Source organism: Arthrobacter sp. TmtSoilC48 (assembly GCF_059739425.1).
This window is the reverse complement of record NZ_AP046049.1, coordinates 536,518-556,310: the sequence shown is the minus strand read 5'-3', so window position 1 is coordinate 556,310 and position 19,793 is coordinate 536,518. Positions and strand designations below refer to the sequence as shown.

Below are 19,793 nucleotides of genomic sequence, written 5' to 3'. Positions count from 1 at the left end.
CGTCGGCACCGTGACTGTTCTATTCGAGGTTGGTGACGGTACTGGAGTGCACTTCGCCGGTGGCCTGATCGACGTCGAACCGTCGCAGGTCCCGCGCCCGACGGCCTCAGCGGCCAGTTGGGCGAGTTTCAGCGCGTTGGCGGCGCAGTCGGACTCCGCCCCTCTCAGATAGCAGTGGTCGATGACGGCGTCCGGGACGATCCTGCCGCCCAATGGTCGGGTTGTTCAGCCTTCCGGACCACCATCGTTGCCGCGCTCGTTCGACCGCGCTGGACCGGCTGGTCTCGACGTCGACCACATCGACTTCCTCGGGAGCTTCGTGCGGCCTAATGGCTAAGAATCGCAGAATGTTCGTAAAATGGGATGAGTTCTCTCTAAGTCATCCCTGCATTCGGTGACCGTCAGTAGTGCTAATTGTCGCTACGGCGTGGAGCGCCTTGGCGATGGTTGGTGGGGCGAATGTTGGCTTGAAACACTCGCCCCACGGAACCGTAAGTGGTTCAGTTCAGCCTGCGCATGGCTTTGCTGGGGAGCTAACGACTTCGCAGTGCAGGATGCCAGCCGGGGAAGATCGCCCGGACCTGTCGAGATACGATCCGGGTACTCTTTCCAATGGGAGCCGCAGCGGAAGAGGGCTAGTGCTGGCATTCCCGTCACTGGTCTGCCCTACAGGGTTGATACTTTCGCCTGCTTCGGAGGATTGGGAATGTGCATGCGCTCGGAGGCCAGCATGAGGTTCGACGCATTTGCTGCCGTGAATGCGGATTCTATTGCACCGTCAATCCACCCGGCCCAGCCGGAGGCCAAGTCTGAATTGGCGAAGTGAACGCGCCCGTGGGGTACTTGAAGATGGTTGGAGTACTTCATGACTTGGCCTGGCCGGTACGCCATCCACGTTCCCAAAGAGAATTCGTCTTTGTTCCAGTCGTGCGAGTCCACCGCGAGGACGGTTGCTTCGGGGAGGAATTGGCGTACGGCATTGGTAACGGCGTCCAGGTCCGTTGCATCAATGTCAGCTTCGGCGCTGGCGAAGCAGCAAAGGTAGGTCCCGTCTTCGGTTGTGTATTCCGATGCAATCCATTTGAATGTGGTGTCGATGCCGATGCCGTAGAAGTCGTTTTCCAACTTGGGCACAAGTGCCCAGACTTTCACGGACTGTCCTGCTTGCTTTTCGGTGGCCATGGCACGGTGCGCGTGGGGGAGTTCGGGGACGAAGTTGATTCGTTCCCAGGTGTTGACGGGGGCGGTTACGATGATGGACCTGGCGAGGATCGTCTGGCCGTCCCGGGTAACGACTCGTACTTGCGCACCCTCATCCGCGATCGATGCCACAGCCGTGTCGTAGCGCACCTCGGTTTCAGCTTCGGCGAGGATGTGTTCGATAAGACTCTTCGTTCCCCCGACGAATTTGTCAGTCAGCAGGGTGTACCAGCCCACGGAGCTTCCGAAGCCGCTCACCCAGGAGATGACGTGAAGGGCGGAGAGCTCTTGAGGGTAGGCGCCGAAGTAGAAGGTGGGCCAGGCCAGAAGGAAGTCGCGTGTCTTGGCCGGGACGTTGAGGGCATCAACGTAAGCCGAGAACGGTATGTCCAGGTCTTCCAAACCTGGTTGCCCAAGGGGTGCTTCATAAAAGCGGATGCGGTCTGCGTCCTTGTCGATCTGCACGATGGCGTGCTCGAGCGCGGCCCATTCGTCGGCTGGGATGGGGAAGGCCGTGTTCAGCATCTCACCGTTGAGGCCCCAGCCAAAGTTTGATGCCACGGGGCTTTGGAACGTCTGGACCTTATAGCGTTCCAGCTCCGCCTGTACGAACTTCTGCTGGTCGGGGGCAATCCAGGTGCCGCCGATTTCAACTCCCTGGTCTGTTCCCTGGAACTTCCTGTACCAGGTGCGTCCGCCGAGGCGTTCGCGGCCTTCGAGCACAAGCACGGACTTCCCGTCAGCCCTTGATTCGCGGGCTGCGATTGCACCAGCGAATCCACATCCAACGACAACGACATCAAATGACTCCATTTTGGTCATCTCCTCTTTGTTGTTACTTCAGCGACGAGCCAGCCCGTCAACAGACTGTTCACGGCGATTGTTAATCGGACGTGGCAGGCTGGCGGGGTCCCGGCTGATGGTTTTGAGACCACAGATGGCCTCAACTCTTGGGTTCATAGTTGGCAAACACTCATAGTTAAGTCCGTCTGCCGTTTGGCCGATCTGCGACAGCCTTGCTGCAGCGGCGTGCTGGCTAGTAGTTCGCTGCATCTTCGCGAAACAGGTACACATAGACTGAACTATCTATGACCGAACTTCACGTGTTTCCGCACGCCGACTTCGATCTCTCGCGGGGCAGGGCCAAGGAACCAGCGTGGCCCACACCCATCCATCAGTGATCTCCTTCAGTAGCTCTTAATGTGATTCACCTTACGCCTAAGCGAGGACCCTCCGAATAGTACGTTTGCAAGAATTTCAGTGCCATATCCGGCATGTGTAACAAGTTATTCGCAGTTGGGTCCACGGTGGCTTTCTGATCCACCGTACTCAGTGAGGCGCGGTCATACGATGTGACAACTTTGGCCCTTGTCGACGTGGAAACGCGGGACGAGTATCGACATGCTCTTCTATGAGGGCTGCATCCGTGACAGGAGCCTTTTGGGGCACGTCTGGTTGGCTGATTTCTTGTACCTGCGCATGACTGAGGGCCAGGCAAACGCTTGCGCGTCGACACTGGCCCTTCAGCGGGAGGTGTTCGTCGATTTGAGAGGCCTCGAGGGGCAGCTGGCCGGGTTAGGCTCCCTGCCGGCCGATTCGGGCGTAGACCCCGGGGTTCTTTCTGCGATAGATCAGAGCGAGAGCGATACCTGCTATGAGCGAACCATAGAACAACGTCAGAAGTATGCCGGCCAGGACCTCATTGCCCCCGATCAAAAGGGCTATGTTCTGCGTACCGATCACGGCCACCACGGCAAACCCGATAGCGGCCAGACCTGGGGCCAGCAAGCTCCTCCATACCCCCACCTGATACTGCGGATTCCGGCGGAAGTAGACGATGACAGCAACGCTGGTGAGAAGCATCAGGAGGATCAGCGGATAAGCAGCGATCCCTTCGAGAATGCCGAACAAGGACGTTCCATCTACTCCGGCAATTGCCAGTACCGCGATGAAGACCAGAGCGACAAGACTCGTGGCAAGTGAGGCCACATGGGGGGAACCATGCTTCACGTGGATCCTCCGTAGAGATGCATGGAACACGTGGTCCATGCTCAGGGAGTACATGTACCTGGCACTGATATTGTGCGTGGCAATCATGGCCGCGAAAATGCTGGTGCACACCAGGGCCAGGACGACATCGAAGGCGATCTTGCCAAGGTAAAGTGCGACGGCCCCGGTGGCGGTTCCGCTCGGGTCTTCTGCAGATGCGGCAACGACGCTGCTTGCCCCCACTCCGGTGATAAGGGCCCAGGCACTGATCGCATACATGGATCCCATGGACAAGATGGAGATGTAAGTTGCCCGCGGGATCGTACGTTCTGGATTGCGCGCCTCTTCGCGGAAGACTGCCGTAGCCTCAAAACCGGCGTAACACATGACGCCCAGCAGAGCAGCCAGGCCCACGTTTCCGGAGAAAATGTTCGACGGCAGGAAAGGCGCAGCGCTCACACCCTCGGGCCCGCCATTGACGAACGAAGCCACGTCGAAGGCAACGATGATGACAACTTCGAAGATCATGAAGACGGTCAATATTTTGGCCGAGAGGGAGATTTCAACGTAACCGAGCACTCCGACGATGGCGATCAAGACGAAGGTGTACACCCACCATTGGATGTCAGGTCCTGAGAACACGTCTGTGACCAACGACTCCAGGGATACGCCACCAAATGCGAACGCGCCTGCGAGGAAAAAGAAGTAAGCCAGAAGGGCCAGGAACGATGCGCCGAGTCCGAGCGGTTTGCCGAGTCCTGCAGTGATATATGCGTAGAACGCACCTGGATTGGACAGGCGCCTGCCCATGCTCGTGAATCCGACAGCGAAGCAAAGCACTAACGCGCACGCCGCCAAGTATGTGACGGGGGTTCCGAGTTGATTCCCGGAGCCGATGATGAAGGGTATCAGGCCCACGAAGACAGTAAGAGGCGCATTGAAGGCCAGGACGGTGAAGACAATCCCCGATGTTGTCAGATTGCCGGTAAGCCGTTTCGTCGCCACTCCCTCAGGCGGCGATTCAGGGATTTCTTTCTGTTCATTCACAGTTGTCATTTCTATGCTCCAAAAATTATGGCCGGGGTAAGCCGGGCCTTGCTGCGGAGGGAATGCAGTCGATGCCGGCATGGCTGGCCGGGCTGCGTCTCGACATGTTGTGTGCGCTGCCTACCCGTACGCTCCTCAGGATCAGCTGATGCTCGTGTTCTCTAGGTCGGCACCGGCGCCGTTAGTGGTGTACCGGCTGATCGAATGTGCGCTGGGTCTCATTTCTTACATCAAGAAAACCACCTGACCTACAGCAGACCAATAGTGGCAAGTTACATATCTTTGATTTTTTTCATACGGATGTCTAAAGCTAGCCGTGCGTTGCGGCAGGCCTGGTTCAGGCCACGGGTTTGGGACTTCGGCGCTGGGACATGGGAACGATCCCAGAGTGATGGGCTCGGGTGTCGAGGCTGGATGGCTCCAACATTTCTTTGCCACGGGCTCACCCCCACCACAAAATCGACGGATCCGGCATTGATATGAAAAGGATTATCTTTTGTGGCATTTTCAGCATGGCTGCAGTGGTCTTGCTCGCGTAAGTTCGAGTCTGTTCAGCTACCGGATATGGCTTGTCTATCCGATGCTCTCTTGTCAATTACCCGAGGGCGCTTCCTGGCCGCCCAGGCCGCGCACCGAAATCCTCTAGGAGTACTGTGGAGCACGTCACCACCCGCGAAGTGATTCTTTCCCTCAGCTGCCAAGACACCGTGGGCATCGTCCACGCCGTCTCAGGCTTCCTGGTCGAACACGGTTGCAACATTCTCGCCAGCCAGCAGTTCGATGACTCGTCGATCAAACGGTTCTTCATGCGCGTCCAAGCTACCTACCCTTCCGAGGTCGCCGTTGGTGAGCTGAAGGCAGCCTTCCAGACGACGGCGGACAAGTTCGGCATGAACTGGACCATGTCCGACGCAGCCGACCGGCCCCGGGTCGCACTCCTTGTCTCCAAGGCTGAACATTGCCTGAACGACTTGCTGTTCCGGTGGCGGTCCGGGCAACTCAAAGTCGATTTCCCTTTCATCGCATCCAACCACCAAACACTCCAACCCGTGGCCGAAGCGCACGGTATCCCCTTCTTCCACATCCCTGTGACACCCGAGACCAAAGAGGCAGCAGAAGAAAAGCTTCTTGCCTTGATCGCCGAACACCAGGTCGATCTGACCGTCCTGGCCCGTTATATGCAGGTCCTCAGCGATGACCTCTGCAGCGAACTTGCCGGCAAGGCCATCAACATCCATCACTCTTTTCTTCCCGGCTTCAAGGGTGCCAAGCCCTATCACCAGGCGTTCGACCGCGGCGTGAAACTGGTCGGCGCCACGGCTCATTACGTGACCGCCGAGCTTGATGAAGGGCCCATCATCGAGCAGGAAGTGCTTCGGGTTGGACATGACTACAGCCCGGCGCAACTGGCAGTCACCGGACAAGATGCTGAACGGCTAGCCCTGGCACGTGCCGTGCAATGGCATGCCGAACAGCGGGTCCTGCTGAACGGCAACCGCACTGTCGTTTTCAACTAACGAATCACCCTTGCGCCCCTCGCGGTGCACCGATCAAACAGAAGTGAGAATTCCTATGGACCGCCTCGTCGACCGCTCCATCAGCGCCAAAGCCTTCACCGAGACCTCCCGCGATCCGCTTCCGCCCCGGGTCCGGACCGTCATCGTGGGAGGTGGGATTGTAGGAAGCAGCATCGCCTATCACCTGGCTGCTGCGGGCGAGAGCGACATTCTCTTACTTGAAGGCAATGTTCTCGGCAGCGGCACCTCCTGGCACGCGGCAGGCCTCGTAACCGGCGCCCGAGGATCATCCACAATGACCAAGCTCTCAAAGTACGGCTTGGAGTTTTACACCCAGTTGGAGCAGATGTCCGGGATTGACGTGTCCTTCCAACGGTCCGGTTCCCTCAGCGTCGCCCGCACGCCCGGCCGCGTCGATGAACTCCTCTACGCCAAGGACGTAGCTGATCAGCAAGGCGTCCGCACGGAGTGGCTCACAGAAGACCGTTTCCATGAGGTGTGGCCGTTGGCCAGCCACGCAGGCGTCCTTGGTGCGCTTCTGCTGCCGGATGACGGACACATCAACCCGGGCTACGCCACCATAGCCTTCGCCAAGCTTGCCCATCAGTTGGGCGCCCAGATCCGTGAGAGTGTCACGGTCGAGAAGATCCTGCGTGAGAACAACAAGATCGTTGGCGTCCTCACTGACCAGGGCGCCGTCCACTGTGATCGTGTGGTCCTCGCCTGTGGCTTGTGGACCCGGGATTTGGCCGCAACAGCTGGCGTTCACGTGCCGCTGTACGCAGCCGAGCATGTGCACGTCAGGACCGGGCAGATCGATGGAGCAGCGCCGCAGCTGCCGGTATTCCGGGACCTGGACAGCAGCTACTATTTGCGCCATGAACAAGGCCGGCTGCTGGTAGGTGCTTTTGAACCCGACGGGCTACCCCGCCCGGTCGAGGATATCTCCACAGCAGGCTTTGCCGAATTCGACGCCAACTGGAACCACTTCGCTCCCATCCGGGCGAAGGCTGAAACCACGGTGCCCGCCCTGGCGACAGCTGGATATGACCGCTTTCTCAACGCTCCCGAGAGTTTCACCCCTGATGCGAATTTCGCCCTCGGAGAGACCGCTGAGGTATCGAATCTGTATGTCGCAGCCGGTTTCAATTCCCAAGGCATCATTTATGCCCCCGGCGTAGGCAAGGAACTCGCAGAGTGGATTATCTCAGGGACGCCCCGTTTCGATTCATCCAGCGTAGACGTGCAGCGGTTTTCCCGGCACCAGAACAGCCGTAGGTACCTCAAAGCCCGCACCAAGGAAGGGCTTGGTCGGCTCTATGCCATGCACTGGCCAAACCTTCAAATGGACACAGCTAGGAACGTACGCCGCACTCCCCTGCACTCCAGGCTGGCCGAACTCGGAGCATGCTTTGGCGAGGTCAACGGTGGGGAACGCGCCAACTGGTACGGAGACCCCGGCACGTATCCGGCCTACGACTATAGCTACGGCCGCCCTGGCTGGTTCTCCCGCGTCGAGGAGGAACACAAAGCCGCCCGCGAAGGAGTCGTGCTCTTTGACCTGAGCCCCTTCGCGAAATTCGAGGTGGCCGGGCGTGACGCGCTGGCTGTTTGCCAGCAAGCCTCTACCGCCGACGTCGACGTTGAGGTGAACAAGGCGGTCTACACCCTGTTCCTCAACGACTCTGCAGGAATCGAGCTCGACGGCACCATCACGCGCCTCGAAGAGGAACGCTTTCTCGTTGTCACTCCCTCCTTTACACAGCAAAAGACCCTTGCCTATCTGAAGCGACTGGCCAAGGGCCGGGCCGCCTCGGTGTTCGACTGCACAGCCGCCCTGGCCACGATCGGAGTCATGGGACCGAAAAGCCGGGAACTGCTTTCCCGGATTTCACCGGAGGACTGGTCCGACGACGCCCAGGGATACACCCATGGCCGGACCGTTGAAATTGCCGACGGCTACGCCTACAGCCTGCGGGTCAGCTTCGTAGGTGAACTCGGCTACGAGCTGTACCCCAGTGCTGATCTTGCAGTGAACATTTTCGATGCCCTCTGGGACGCCGGCCAGGACTTGGGCATCCGTCTGGCCGGATACCACGCCCTCGATTCGCTCCGAAGCGAAAAGGGATTCAGGCACCTTGGACACGACATCGGCCCCATTGACGATCCCTACTCGGCCGGTCTTCGCTTCACCGTTGCCCTGGATAAACCCGGCGGCTTCGTTGGCAAAGAGGCGTTGCTGAAACTCGATCCCGCCACACCCGAGCATCGCACCGTGTATGTTGCCATCGACGATCCCGAACCGGTCTTTGTTCACGACGAAACCGTCTATTGCAACAACATTCCCGTCGGCCGGATGACCAGCGGAAGCTACGGCCACACACTTGGCCGTGCGGTAGGCATTGCAGCAATCGACCCCGAAACGGACCTTACCGGTTCATTCGAAGTCCAATGCAAGGGCCGACTGTACCCGGCCACCGTCTCGCGCCGTCCGTTCTATGACCCCAAGGGTGAACGTCTGCGCGGCTGACACCCGAGGCAGTCCGCAGTTCCCCTCAGGGAGCTGCGGACTCCCCCGTCAAGGGCCCGGACAGCGGAGCCCTATGAGCCACACGAAAGGACTGACCATTGTCAGAGAATCTGATGGAACGTGAAACATCCGTTGCCCTGCGCGGCACGGGCCGCGTTCTCGACGGCAAAGCAACCGCAGCAAGCATCAAGGCAGAACTGGGCGGACGCGTCGCTGCGCTCAAAGACGCCGGCATCGCTGTCGGGCTGGGCACCGTTCTGGTCGGAGACGACCCGGCAAGCCACTCCTACGTAGCTGGAAAGCATCGCGATTGCGCTGAGGTCGGGATCGAATCCATCCGCCGGGATCTTCCTGCCGACATTTCACAAGAAGACCTCGAAGCAGTCCTGTTAGAGCTCAATGAGGACCCTGCCACCACCGGGTATATCGTCCAGCTTCCCTTGCCGGCACACATCGACCAGAACGCCGTCCTGGAAAAGATTGCCCCCAACAAAGACGCCGACGGGCTGCACCCAACCAACCTGGGCCGACTCGTGCTGAACGTCGGAGAAACCATCGATTCGCCCCTCCCCTGCACGCCGAGCGCCATTGTCGAGCTGCTCGAACGGCACAACATTGCCCTGACCGGGATGGAAGTGCTCGTGATCGGGCGCGGCGTAACTGTCGGACGGCCCTTGGGCCTGTTGCTGACACGTCGTGCCATCAACGCCACTGTGACCCTGGCACATACGGGCTCAACTGACCTTGGCAGGCTGATCGCCCGCGCGGATGTAGTCATTGCCGCAGCGGGCGTGCCCGCTATCGTCAAGACCCCCCAGCTCAAGCCAGGAGTGATTGTTCTGGACGTGGGAGTGTCTCGGAGCGTTGACGAGGCCACCGGTAAGTCCAGGCTGCAAGGTGATGTCGAGACCGGCGCCGAAGCGGTCGCCAGCTGGTACTCACCGAATCCCGGTGGTGTTGGTCCCATGACCCGGGCCATGCTCCTCGTCAATGTCGTGGACATAGCCGCACGAACAACTCCGAACGGACAGTAAACCAGAAGGAATTCGTCGTCGGCAGGCGAAGCTCGCAACAAAGCTCACCCACATAAACCCTGCGCAAGCCCACGACGAACAGCGACGGCTCAAGAAAATTGAGGTCATCGCAACAGATGCCCCGCCCCTTAGGGAGCGGGGCATCTCTCGTCTCTGCCCGAGCCTGCTGCTGTGACAGGAGGCGTTTAAACCGCTGCAGCGCCGGCCGTTCCAAGGCCGGCGCTGCAGGTTCGGACTTTCAAATCGCGTAGAGGGTCAAGGGATCGTCTCGCAGGTGCAGCGACCGGGACCCCGGTTCGTTGCGGAGCCAGATAATGCTTCCATCCTCAAAAAGCGTATCCACGAGTGCACGGGTGACTTGGCCATCACCGTTATCCACCTGAACCGGTTGACCCGGGCTGAGGTCCGTCCAGTCGGAGATCTCGTTGACCAACGGGCGGTTCACTGTGCCCATGTCTTCCCCTTCGTCCCGGTCGTGTCAGGGCCGATCCAGACGGTCTTCATGTTAGTGAATTCGCGGATGCCTTGGCGGCCGAGTTCGCGTCCATACCCCGATTTCTTGATGCCACCAAAAGGAAGACGCGGGTCAGAGACCACCATTCCGTTGACGAAAACCGCTCCGGCATCCAGTCGGCGCACGACTGCCTTTGCTCTGTCCGTATCTCGGGTCCACAAGGAAGCGGCCAGTCCGAACTCGGTCTGGTTGGCCAGTGCGATTGCTTCTTCGGTGGACGAGACGCGGGTGATAGCAGCTACCGGGCCAAAGGTCTCTTCGTCAAAGGCGGCGTGCCCCGGAACGACCCGGTCGATGATCGTTGGCGGGTAAAAATACCCGAGCCCCTCAGGCAGTTCTCCACCCAGCAGGAGCCGTCCTCCTGCCTCCAGGGTGCGCTGGACCTGATCGTGAAGTGTGGCGCGGAGGTTTTCTCGGGCCATGGGTCCCATGTCGGTGGCAGGGTCAAACGGATCGCCAAGGATAAGTTCCCGAGTCTGGATCACGAACTCGGCAACGAACTCGTCGGCGATCTCTTCATCGACGATGAAGCGTTTGGCGTTGATGCATGCCTGTCCCGCGTTGGTGAAGCGGGCCCTAACTGCGGTCCGTGCGGCGTCCTTGATATCCGCATCGGATAAAACGATGAACGGGTCGGACCCACCGAGCTCCAGGACCTGTTTCTTGAGGGCCGCTCCGGCCTGGGAAGCGACGATGGCGCCGACTTGAGTGGAACCGGTGAGCGCGACCGCGGCGATCCTGTCGTCAGCGATAATAGCAGCGACCTTCTCTGGTTCGATCAGGACCGTGGCACAAAGACCAGGGGCCAAACCCGCCTTGTCGAGAATGTCCTGTACGGCCAACGCTGAACGGGGCACGTTGTTCGCATGCTTGAGGATCGCGCCGTTCCCGGCCACTAGCGCCGGGAGCGCGAAGCGGAAGAACTGCCAGAAAGGATAGTTCCATGGCATGATGGCCAGCACGACGCCCAGCGGCTCGTAGACCACACCGCTTTCCTTGACGTCGGCGTCTATGCTTTCGAAATCCAAGAACCTGACGGCGTTTTGGGCGTAGAAGTCCGCGGCGACGGCGGACTTTTCAATCTCGGCCCGAGCCTCGGAAATAGGCTTGCCCATCTCCAACGTGATCAGGTGCGCGTATTCGTTGACGTTTTCACGTAGGATCTTGGCTGTGTTCCGGAGGATCTGTACGCGATCCTCAACGGATACCAGCCGCCAGGCCTTCTGCGCGTCAACGGCGGCAGTAAGGATCCCGTCGATCTGGAAGTATGAGTGCGTATCGAACGTTTGAAGTTGTTTGCCCGTAGCCGGGTTGATCGTGGAGATCATGGGATTCTTCCTTTGGGAAAGGGGGATAAACGTCCCGGTGTTGAACCAGTCCGGGCAGCCGTGGGGAAAGTACTGCCGCCGCGTTCTGAATAGGTATTCCAGTCAAGACACGGCGGCAGGAGGTGCTGGATTCACCAGCACCGTTGCACCTGGAAGGTCATCCATCCAGTCCTGTCAACAAGTTTGAAAACTTGTTGTGGTCCGATGACCTCATGTGTTGCGGGGTCAGGCTCCAGCGGCTACGTAGCTGTGGGAGTTCTGGACGGCAGCTTCTTCGCTGCCCTGTGCACCACGCCAGGCTTCCTTGTCCTTATAGGGGAACCACCAGAAGTCGTGGCTGGAAGCTGCCGGATCGATCATGACGAGTTTGGTGTGACGGAAGGTGTCGAGCCCTTCGGCGCCCAGCTGGCGGCCAATGCCGGACATTTTGCGGCCACCGAAGGGTCCTGCATCGTTGTCGAGGATCGGCGCGTTGACCCACACCATGCCGCTAACGATTTCGTTGGTGGCTCGGGTGATCTCTTCGATGTCCTTGGAGTACAAGGTAGCGCCGAGACCGAAAGGCGAGTCATTGGCGATCTTCAAGGCCTCTTCGAAGCTCGAGACCTTATAGACCGGAGCAACGGGTCCGAACACCTCGGTGGTGAAGATGTCCATGTCCGGGCGCAGGCCCTCCAGGACTGTGGGCGCGTAGAAGAACCCGTCCTGCAGCTCCCCGCCGAGGTTCAACCTGTGTCCGCCGATGGTGACGGCGGCGCCTTGCTCAACGGCCCGGGCGACCAGCTGCTCTACGCGGGCAACCTCACGTGCGTTTTCCATCGGGCCGAAATCGACCTTGTCGAGGCCGTGGCCGATCCGCAACCGCTTCACGTTAGCGACAAACGTTTCCATGAACTGGTCGTAAACGTCCTCATGGACAAGGATCTTCTCGGCAGAGGTGCACACCTGGCCGGCGTTGAAGAAGGACGCAAAGGTAGCCGCGCGGGCTGCCACGTCAATAGGGGCAGACGGCATAACCAGGAAAGCATCACTGCCCGAAGCTTCAATCAGATGCGGCTTGAAGTGCTCAGCACAGGCCCGTGAAACAGCCTGGCCGGTCGCAACACTTCCGGTGAAGGCAATCATGTGGGTGTTCTTGTGGGAGACGAGCTGCTTCGCCGTGTCGGCACCACCGGAGACACACTGGACCAACCCAGTAGGCAGGTTCCGGAAGACCCGCATGAAGGAAAGAGTCGTCAGGGAGGCGTTTTCCGAGGGTTTGACGATCACAGAGTTGCCCGCTGCCAGGGCAGCTGCCGCGGACCACATCAGCAACAGAATGGGGAAGTTCGCAGGAAGGATGCTGACCACCGTGCCCATGGGCTCCTTCAAGGTGTAGTGGGTCTGGCCGACAACAGAGGTGCCCAGAACCGAACCAATCGAGTGCCGACCGAGTTCTGCGTAATAGTCCACTGCAGAACCTGACCAAGCCATTTCGTCAGAGCTTTCCTTATACGGCTTGCCCGTTTCACGGGTCAGTAGTTCAGCAATTTCGGGTGCGAGCTTCTTCATCTCCGCTGCCACTTTGTGCAGCATCTCGGCACGATCCAGTGCCGTATAGGCGTACCATGCCTTCTGCGCAGCGTTGGCGGTAGCAACGACGGCTTCAATGTCGTCGTGGCCGACCTCAGCCATTTGGCCGATGACTCTATTGTTGGAAGGGTCCACGACATCGCGGCCCTGCGATACGGGGATGTACTCTCCGTTATGGAAGAAGGTGTTGCTAACTCGAGCGAATTCGAGATTGGCATTCATGAGTGGTTCCTTACGTTGTTCATTGGTATAGGCAAAGAGTGGTTGGGGCGCTGCCGGCGGCTCTACTGTGCCCGGACGATCGAGTAGGACTTGACGAGCTCTGTTTGCACGCTCCAGCGGCCCGCCCAGCCCTCAGGGAGAGCCACAATTGTCCCCGCCCGCAGGTTGGTTTCCTGCCCTTGGTCATCGATAAGTTGACCCTGGCCGTCAACGATGTGAATGAACTCCCTGTAGCCAGTCAGCTTGGTGGTGAATTCGCCAGGAGTGACCTTCCAAAGGCCGGCTTCCGTGCCAGGATCGCCGTACAGGACCAGAGTGCTTGCCGAAGGGGCACCGGAGAGGACGCGCTCCGGGCTTATAGGCACCTGCTCGGGCCACTGGATATCGTCTGTAGTTGCTACGGCCGCGTTCATGCGCTGGCCGCCTCAACTTTGAGACCCTGGACAGCATTCCTGATCCTGACCGCCGCTCGTTCGCCGCTGCGGAGTGCGCCTTCCATCAGGCCGGTGAAGTCAGGATCAGCGTACTCGCCGGCGAAGAGGAGGTTGCCTACCGGGCGTTCCAGTTCTTCCGCATCAGTTCTTCCTCCGCCTGGGGCGAAAGCTGCATAAGCGCCGCGGGCGAGAGGATCGTTGCGCCAAACCGTGGCGACGGCGTCACTCTCACTGAAGTCCAGTTCCGGGCGAATGTGCCGGGCATGGGTTATCCACGCGTTGAAATCCCCGTCGCCTTGTGCCCGGTCCAAAGCGCCAGGAGAGCCCATAAAGGAATTGAGCACAGGAGTGACCGAACCGGTATTGTCCTGCGCAGTCCATGTCCAGAAGCGGCCGTTCGTTGACATCACCGCGCTCGTTGCCGGGACGGATCGCAGCGGGAGGTGAAGCTTGGCCGCATCCCCTTGCAGTACCCGGTTCAGTGCGCTGGTCTTCCATTCCGGAACCGACAGGGCAAGAGTCGCTTGGTCCCGCACGATGGACAATGGGAGCGCCACGACGGCGGCGTCGAAAGTCGCGCTGCCTGCCGATGTTTCCACGAGGACTTCTTCGCCGAGGTCTGTAACCGCGTGAATGGTTTCCCGGTAGTGCACCGAGTCGCCGAGACGGGCAGCCAAGGCTTTAGGAAGCTCCTGGTTTCCGCCGCTGATCCTCCAACTCGGACGCGGCTCGAAGGATGCAATGTGCTCAAGAGTGTCAGCGCTGACTTGATCTGCCGCGACAGCGGTGGAGATTTCGATACGAGCGCGAAGTGCATCCACGAGCCGATCATCGCAGTCCAAACGTTGCAGGACCTTTTCTGCGGACGGTGGTGAGGGGTAGGTTCGGGCGATGGCGGCAGCTGCTCGGCCTGCTTCTACCACGTCTTGCGTGCTGATGTCGGGGGTGTCCGCCAGAGCACGAACGTAGTAGCTCATGCCGGTGTCAACCAGGGACAAGCCGGTCAAATCAAGCAGGCGCCGCATCGTCGTGTAACCATGCAATACGAACTCGGCGCCCCGTTCGATAACGCAGGGTTCTTCGCGCCCGGCCGTGATTGATTCTGACCAGACGCGCCCCCCGGACCTGTCCCTGGCCTCAAGAACGGTCACATCGAAGCCATCGGCTCTTAGCTGCGTAGCAGCTGCCAAGCCTGCAAGTCCAGCTCCCAAAACCGCGATGCGGGAACCCTGACGAAGGGCGCTCATGATGCAACGTTCATCGTGTGGACCAAAGCCGTTCGCGCTTGGCCACCGATTCGCCATACTGCGGTCCGCTGCATGGAGAAAGGTGCAGTATCTGGTGACATGTCGGAGCCATCTCCTTTGACGATTCTATTTGTTGTGTGACTCACACTAGTAACCGCAACGCAAGAGAAGTATGGTACAGACGTAAGAAATTTGATGCTTATTAGTGTTGCAGTAAGGTTTTTGCATGGAACAGTCAGTGTTGACCGTCAACGATCTCGTTAGCACTCAAAGCTTGGGCACCCGCGTACTGGCCGGAGCCGCCGGCTTGGAACGCCAGGTTCTCTGGGCGCATAGCTGCGAACTTAACGACCCGGCAAGGTGGCTCGGTCCGCATGAATTGCTGATGACCGTCGGGCTCTGCGTCCCGCATGGTGCCAAGGAGCAGAGCACCTTCATTCAAAGACTCAATGAAGCCGGGCTGGCAGGCGTCGCACTAGGTGACCACCCCAGCCTGCCCCCGTTGACACAAGAACTCCTCGACGAGGCCGACAGATTGGGATTCCCGGTCCTGCTGACAAACGAGGAAACACCGTTTGCCGCGATAGGGCGCACGGTTGCAGCCGCCACGGCCACCACCCAAACACTCCAGGTCCTCAAGCTGAGCAAGCTCTACCAGCTCTCGACCTATGCCCATGCGGACCCAGCACGCCTGATGGACGACCTGCAGGCACTCTTTAGGTCCAGGCTCACCGTACTTGACACCCAGACCGGATTGACGATCATACAAGGACCGCCATTGCCCACGCTGACATCAACGGCACGGCAACGCTCTTATACACTTCCTGGTGAGCGTGGCGTGAAGTTAGTAGTTGCAGAATTCCCCGGGGAAGAGGTCAGCAGCTTCCTGCTCATTCACATCCTGCAGGTCGTTGACGTAGCCGTGAGTCAACTTTTGACCACAATCCGGGAAAGGGCCGATCGCTCTAAGGTCATGCTTGAGGCGATTCTGGAAGGACGGATACCTGAGAATATCGACGACGTCCTCAAACCGAATGCGATGGCGGAGGGATACAAACTAATAGCCATCAAGACCGAAGACGGTCCGAAAACAGCGAGGGCAGTCTCGATTGCTGCCCTGCCTGTACTCACCGGAACAGGGCGGCACTCCTATTTCCTAATGGTGCCGGAACCGGCCCTTCCGGATACACGCAAACTTCTCGAAGATCTCGGGATCCGCGCCGCAGCATCCTCGACATACCTGGATATCCGCGATGCAAAAGTCGCAGCCGAGGAAGCACACAAAGTCTTGTCCTCCGGCGGGACGAACGACAACTGGGTCGACTTCACCGGCGTACCTGTATCGCTTCTGGCAAGATCCAGGAAAGAAGCAGACAGTATTGTCCGGCAGGTACTCGGAAGCCTTGCAGACCTGGACCCGAAAACGACGGCCCTAAGGGAGACCCTCTTTAGCTTCCTGAAGAATGACCGCCGCTGGAACGAAACTGCCGCTGAGCTGGGCATCCATCGACAGACACTGTCTTACAGGCTTGCCAAAATAAAAGAGACAACCGGGCGGGACACCTCTACCTCTGCAGACTTCGCCGCACTCTGGCTGGCATACCAAGCATGGCTTTCCTACCCACCAAGCGCTGCACAACAACGACCAGCGCTTCGCCGGTAAAGGCCCCAGCTACTGCGATCGCCAGCCAGTTGCCCGTAATCCCTAGCTTGCTCCTCGTGGCTGACCTTCCCCGAAAAGACGGGCCTGTTCGACCAGTTCCGTCATCCAGGGTCGATGGCCCTGTCGAAACGTCAGACCCTCGGGCAGGCCTTGAGCGGTAGCCTGGGAGCCGATGACTTCAATAGTGATGGGACCTCTGCCTGTCGGTGCGTTGATGATGTGCAGATCGCCAAATGACTCCGGAATAGCCGGGTCCATCCACAAGCCCCCTCGGGAAACATGGGCGTCGTAGCGCAGCAGGCTCATGACCAGGTGTATCGGCGTCGTGGCAGCCCACGCCTGGGGCGAACAAGCGGCGGGATAAGGTATGGGCTGCGGAAATTCATCCCGACCGAATCCGCAGAACAGCTCCGGAAGACGGCCATCCGAATACTCAGCCGCCTCAAACAGAGCTACGGCTATACGCTGTGCCTCGGCCACGAATCCATATCGCACGAGGCCGGTGGCTATGATCGCGTTGTCGTGCGGCCACACGGAACCATTGTGGTAACTCGCCGGGTTGAAGGCCCCCATGTCACTCGCCAAAGTCCGCACCCCCCAGCCACTGAACATTTCTGGCGACATCAGACGGTCGACAACGAGGGGCGCCTTATCCTCATCCACGATCCCCATCCACAGGCAGTGGCCCATGTTCGATGCGCAAGCGTCAACCTGCCGTTTCTTTGCATCCAGCGCAATCGCGTAATAGCCGCGTTCCGGCATCCAGAACTGTTCGTTGAACTGCTTCTTGAGTCGCGCAGCCTTTTCCGCCAACTCGGACCCCAGAGAGTCATCGCCGGCGTCGTAAGCCATCCAAGCACGCGAAAGATATGCGATATAGACGTAGGCTTGGACTTCGCACAGTGCGATGGGAGGTTCCGCGAGAGTCCCATCGGCGAAGTTGATGCCGTCCCACGAGTCCTTCCAGCCCTGATTGATCAGTCCCCGCTCGTTAAGACGCTCATATTCAACAAAGCCGTCACCGTCTTTGTCACCGTAATCGCGAATCCAGGACAGCGCGCGATCCGCATGCGGCAGCAGGGCAGCTACCGTATCGGAGGCAAAGCCCCAACGACTAAGCGCCCCTATGGTGTTCACGAAGAGGGGCGTGGCGTCCACACTGCCGTAGTAAACGGATTTACCACCCAATGACAATCCACTTGAGACACCGAGCCTGACTTCGTGAAGAATCTTTCCAGGTTCTTCCTCCGTCAGCGGGTCTACAGCCTTGCCCTGGCGGTCGGCAAGGGTCTGCAAAGTGCCAAGGGCGAGAGAGGGGTCCACAGGAAGCGCCATCTCAGAAGCCCACAACGAGTCACGTCCAAATAGAGTCATGAACCAAGGGGCGCCAGCCGCCACAACAACCCGCTCCGGTTGATCAGGATCTTCAATCCTCAGAGCGCCCAGATCGTCATAGCTCCGCTGTAAAGTGCGTTCAACAGAACTGTTGCCCATACGCATTGCCGGGATCTTGGCTACCCACTCCTGTCGGCGGCGATCCTGGGGGGATAAGCCCTTTTCATCCGATCCCCTGAACGGTAGTGCCTCCCTTCCCTCAACTGCGGGGACAACGGTCAGTCCAGTGGTCCAGGAATCGCGCGGTGAAACGACCGCCTGATAAGTCACACTCCGAGGCTCGACGACAGCACCGGCGGTATTAATGTCAACGCCCCTGCGGACCTCTTCCCAAGCCGCCCGAATTTGTAGTGAATTTTCGTTCGCTTGGTGGGTTTTGTCCCAGCGGTGCTGAATCCTCGCCTCCTTAACCTCGAACAGATCAGCAAAATCCGCTTCTACGCTAAACCGAATGACACAATGGAACGGCTCCGACGAATAGTTGCGCACTGTGATCTGCTCCAACATTCCCTCACTCACCTCCCGCAGTCGTTCGACAATCAGAGAGCTGTCCGCATGGCCGTCGGTTCGAGGGACACGGCAAATAAACTGGGCCCTATAGGGTTCCTTTCCCCCCGCTGCCAAAGGCTCAAGAGCCAATCCGTTGATCGTGAGATTCCAGCAAGAGATGATCCGCGTGTCATGGACAAACAATCCGTGCGGAAGTGCCGGATCCATGTCCCCATTCGGAGAAGAGATACAGAAGGACGAACCCTCCACCAAGGTAACGGCTCTGGATCCGGGCGTACCTGCCAATGTATCGGCATTCCATCCAGCCACGTGCAGTCCCTTCAACGGCTGGTCAGTTGGGTGCCAACGGAGAACCTTCGAGTCCCGCTCAAGCCTTCGTCCTTCGTCGCTAAAATCGACGCTACGCCTGACTTCCTCCCGGCACCATAGCTCGATGAGGTGCGACTGAGGCTGGCAGTTTCCCTCAAGACAAGATGGCATTGATGGCGGCGTCCGACCAGCGACGAGGGCCAGCCGCCGCACGAGGTTCGTTGTCCTGGGCGGTAAGTTCCCACATGGGAGGTGAACGACCGTAAAGTCCCACGGCTAAACCCGTAATACATGGGAACTGGCTACACCCCAACCTGACGTCGGCCACGCCTCGATAGGACGTCAGGCAAGGATCCAAACCGCAATTCTCTGACACCCCACGAACGGTGTCTTAGCCCCTAACCTGACACCCTAATCAGAGTCACCTGTTCAAAATAGGCGCAGCGGCACACCCGGCAGCGGAGGAACGGCGGGCATCTTTCCATCGGCGGGCACCTTCCCACCGAAGCGCCACGGCGTACCCGGCGCCAGCCGTGACTATCCCTACCCCACCAGATTCTCCGCCGCACCATCCATGTGGGAAATGATGGTCTCCCGCGCCTTCGCGGCATTACCGGTTTCGATCGCAGCGACAATGTCGTGATGGCGGCCTACGCTCATGTTCCGCGTGGCGCGCTCCAACCCGGCAAACATGATGGACATCCGGATGGAGCCCTCCAGGGATTCCCACGAGTGCAGCAGTGTCTCGTTTCCGGACAGGCGGCAGAGGGTGCGGTGGAATTCGAGGTCGGATTCGATCCGTTCCTCCAGGGATGCCTTCGCGGCCTTGTCCATATTGTCGACTGCGGCACGCAGTTCCGCGAGCGCGGTCTCCTTGTCCGGCATCTCGCTAAGGGTGCGGGCGGCGAGTGATTCAAGGACTCCGCGGACAGCGAAGATGTCGCGGATCTCCTTGACGTCGAGGTGCCGCACGGAAAGCCGACCCCGGGCACCGGCGGAGACCAGGCCTTCCTGCTCCAATTGACGCAGGGCTTCCCGGAGTGTGCCTCGGCTGATCTGCAGCATTTCAGACAGTTCGGTTTCCACGAGGTGCCGGCCGGGCTCAAGCTCACCGCTGGTGATCGCACTACGCAGAGCGGCGAGTGCCTGTTCGCGCAGGCTCTTCTTCTCCAGTCCCAGCAGGGATGCGGTGACGGCCATCGTGTGTGTCCTCAAATTCTATTGGCGACTGCTAACAGTCCGGTGTTAACTGTTGATACTACGGGCAGCGGTGCGGGACCGG

At 59.3% G+C, this 19,793-nt stretch carries 14 protein-coding genes; 5 read left to right on the top strand and 9 right to left on the bottom strand.

Translation table 11 applies throughout. The features are described from left to right. The first annotated feature begins 10 nt into the window (after positions 1-10). Positions 11-172, top strand: a complete 162-nt coding sequence (locus tag AC6I97_RS02690; protein WP_224092664.1) for a hypothetical protein — start codon at positions 11-13, stop codon at positions 170-172. Between the two features lie 494 nt (positions 173-666). Here the strand turns inward: AC6I97_RS02690 and AC6I97_RS02685 are convergent, their stop codons facing one another. Both AC6I97_RS02685 and AC6I97_RS02680 read right to left on the bottom strand, forming a co-directional pair. Next, positions 667-2,013: a flavin monoamine oxidase family protein gene (locus tag AC6I97_RS02685; RefSeq protein WP_224165870.1), complete on the bottom strand. Its 1,347-nt coding sequence runs from the start codon at positions 2,011-2,013 to the stop codon at positions 667-669. 762 nt (positions 2,014-2,775) lie between these two features. Then, on the bottom strand, positions 2,776-4,245 hold the full coding sequence (locus AC6I97_RS02680; RefSeq protein WP_224165871.1) for an APC family permease: 1,470 nt from the start codon (positions 4,243-4,245) through the stop codon (positions 2,776-2,778). A gap of 644 nt (positions 4,246-4,889) precedes the next feature. Here AC6I97_RS02680 and purU point away from each other — a divergent pair. From purU to AC6I97_RS02665, 3 genes are all read left to right on the top strand, one after another. Continuing rightward, positions 4,890-5,753, top strand: a complete 864-nt coding sequence (gene purU / locus AC6I97_RS02675) for a formyltetrahydrofolate deformylase (protein ID WP_224092635.1) — start codon at positions 4,890-4,892, stop codon at positions 5,751-5,753. A gap of 55 nt (positions 5,754-5,808) precedes the next feature. Next, entirely contained in the window at positions 5,809-8,283 is a 2,475-nt protein-coding gene (locus tag AC6I97_RS02670) for a GcvT family protein (protein ID WP_224092633.1), read from the top strand. Between the two features lie 113 nt (positions 8,284-8,396). Further along, complete coding sequence (locus AC6I97_RS02665) at positions 8,397-9,317, top strand: bifunctional methylenetetrahydrofolate dehydrogenase/methenyltetrahydrofolate cyclohydrolase (RefSeq protein WP_224093935.1); 921 nt, start codon at positions 8,397-8,399, stop codon at positions 9,315-9,317. A gap of 238 nt (positions 9,318-9,555) precedes the next feature. Here AC6I97_RS02665 and AC6I97_RS02660 read toward each other — a convergent pair whose 3' ends face one another. From AC6I97_RS02660 to AC6I97_RS02640, 5 genes are all read right to left on the bottom strand, one after another. After that, entirely contained in the window at positions 9,556-9,771 is a 216-nt protein-coding gene (locus AC6I97_RS02660; protein ID WP_224092623.1) for a hypothetical protein, read from the bottom strand. Beyond that, a complete protein-coding gene (locus AC6I97_RS02655; protein WP_224092622.1) occupies positions 9,759-11,159 on the bottom strand; it encodes an NAD-dependent succinate-semialdehyde dehydrogenase in 1,401 nt (466 codons plus the stop codon). Before AC6I97_RS02655 ends, AC6I97_RS02660 begins: the two co-directional genes overlap by 13 nt. A gap of 225 nt (positions 11,160-11,384) precedes the next feature. Continuing rightward, positions 11,385-12,953 carry an aldehyde dehydrogenase family protein gene (locus AC6I97_RS02650; protein ID WP_224092620.1) on the bottom strand — a complete coding sequence of 523 codons (1,569 nt, stop codon included), beginning with the start codon at positions 12,951-12,953 and terminating at the stop codon, positions 11,385-11,387. A gap of 62 nt (positions 12,954-13,015) precedes the next feature. Then, a complete protein-coding gene (locus AC6I97_RS02645) occupies positions 13,016-13,366 on the bottom strand; it encodes a cupin domain-containing protein (RefSeq protein WP_224092618.1) in 351 nt (116 codons plus the stop codon). Beyond that, the gene (locus tag AC6I97_RS02640) at positions 13,363-14,634 is read right to left on the bottom strand and encodes a flavin monoamine oxidase family protein (RefSeq protein WP_275964888.1); all 1,272 of its coding nucleotides are present in this window, start codon (positions 14,632-14,634) and stop codon (positions 13,363-13,365) included. Before AC6I97_RS02640 ends, AC6I97_RS02645 begins: the two co-directional genes overlap by 4 nt. A 226-nt stretch (positions 14,635-14,860) precedes the next feature. On the opposite strand from AC6I97_RS02640, the gene pmfR reads away from it, so the two are divergent. Next, on the top strand, positions 14,861-16,297 hold the full coding sequence (gene pmfR / locus AC6I97_RS02635; protein WP_224092615.1) for a transcciptional activator PmfR: 1,437 nt from the start codon (positions 14,861-14,863) through the stop codon (positions 16,295-16,297). Positions 16,298-16,339: 42 nt separating this feature from the next. Here the strand turns inward: pmfR and AC6I97_RS02630 are convergent, their stop codons facing one another. Together AC6I97_RS02630 and AC6I97_RS02625 are read right to left on the bottom strand one after the other, a co-directional pair. Then, positions 16,340-18,511, bottom strand: a complete 2,172-nt coding sequence (locus AC6I97_RS02630) for an amylo-alpha-1,6-glucosidase (protein ID WP_224092613.1) — start codon at positions 18,509-18,511, stop codon at positions 16,340-16,342. Between the two features lie 543 nt (positions 18,512-19,054). After that, the gene (locus AC6I97_RS02625; protein ID WP_224165872.1) at positions 19,055-19,711 is read right to left on the bottom strand and encodes a GntR family transcriptional regulator; all 657 of its coding nucleotides are present in this window, start codon (positions 19,709-19,711) and stop codon (positions 19,055-19,057) included. Between the last annotated feature and the right edge of the window lie 82 nt (positions 19,712-19,793).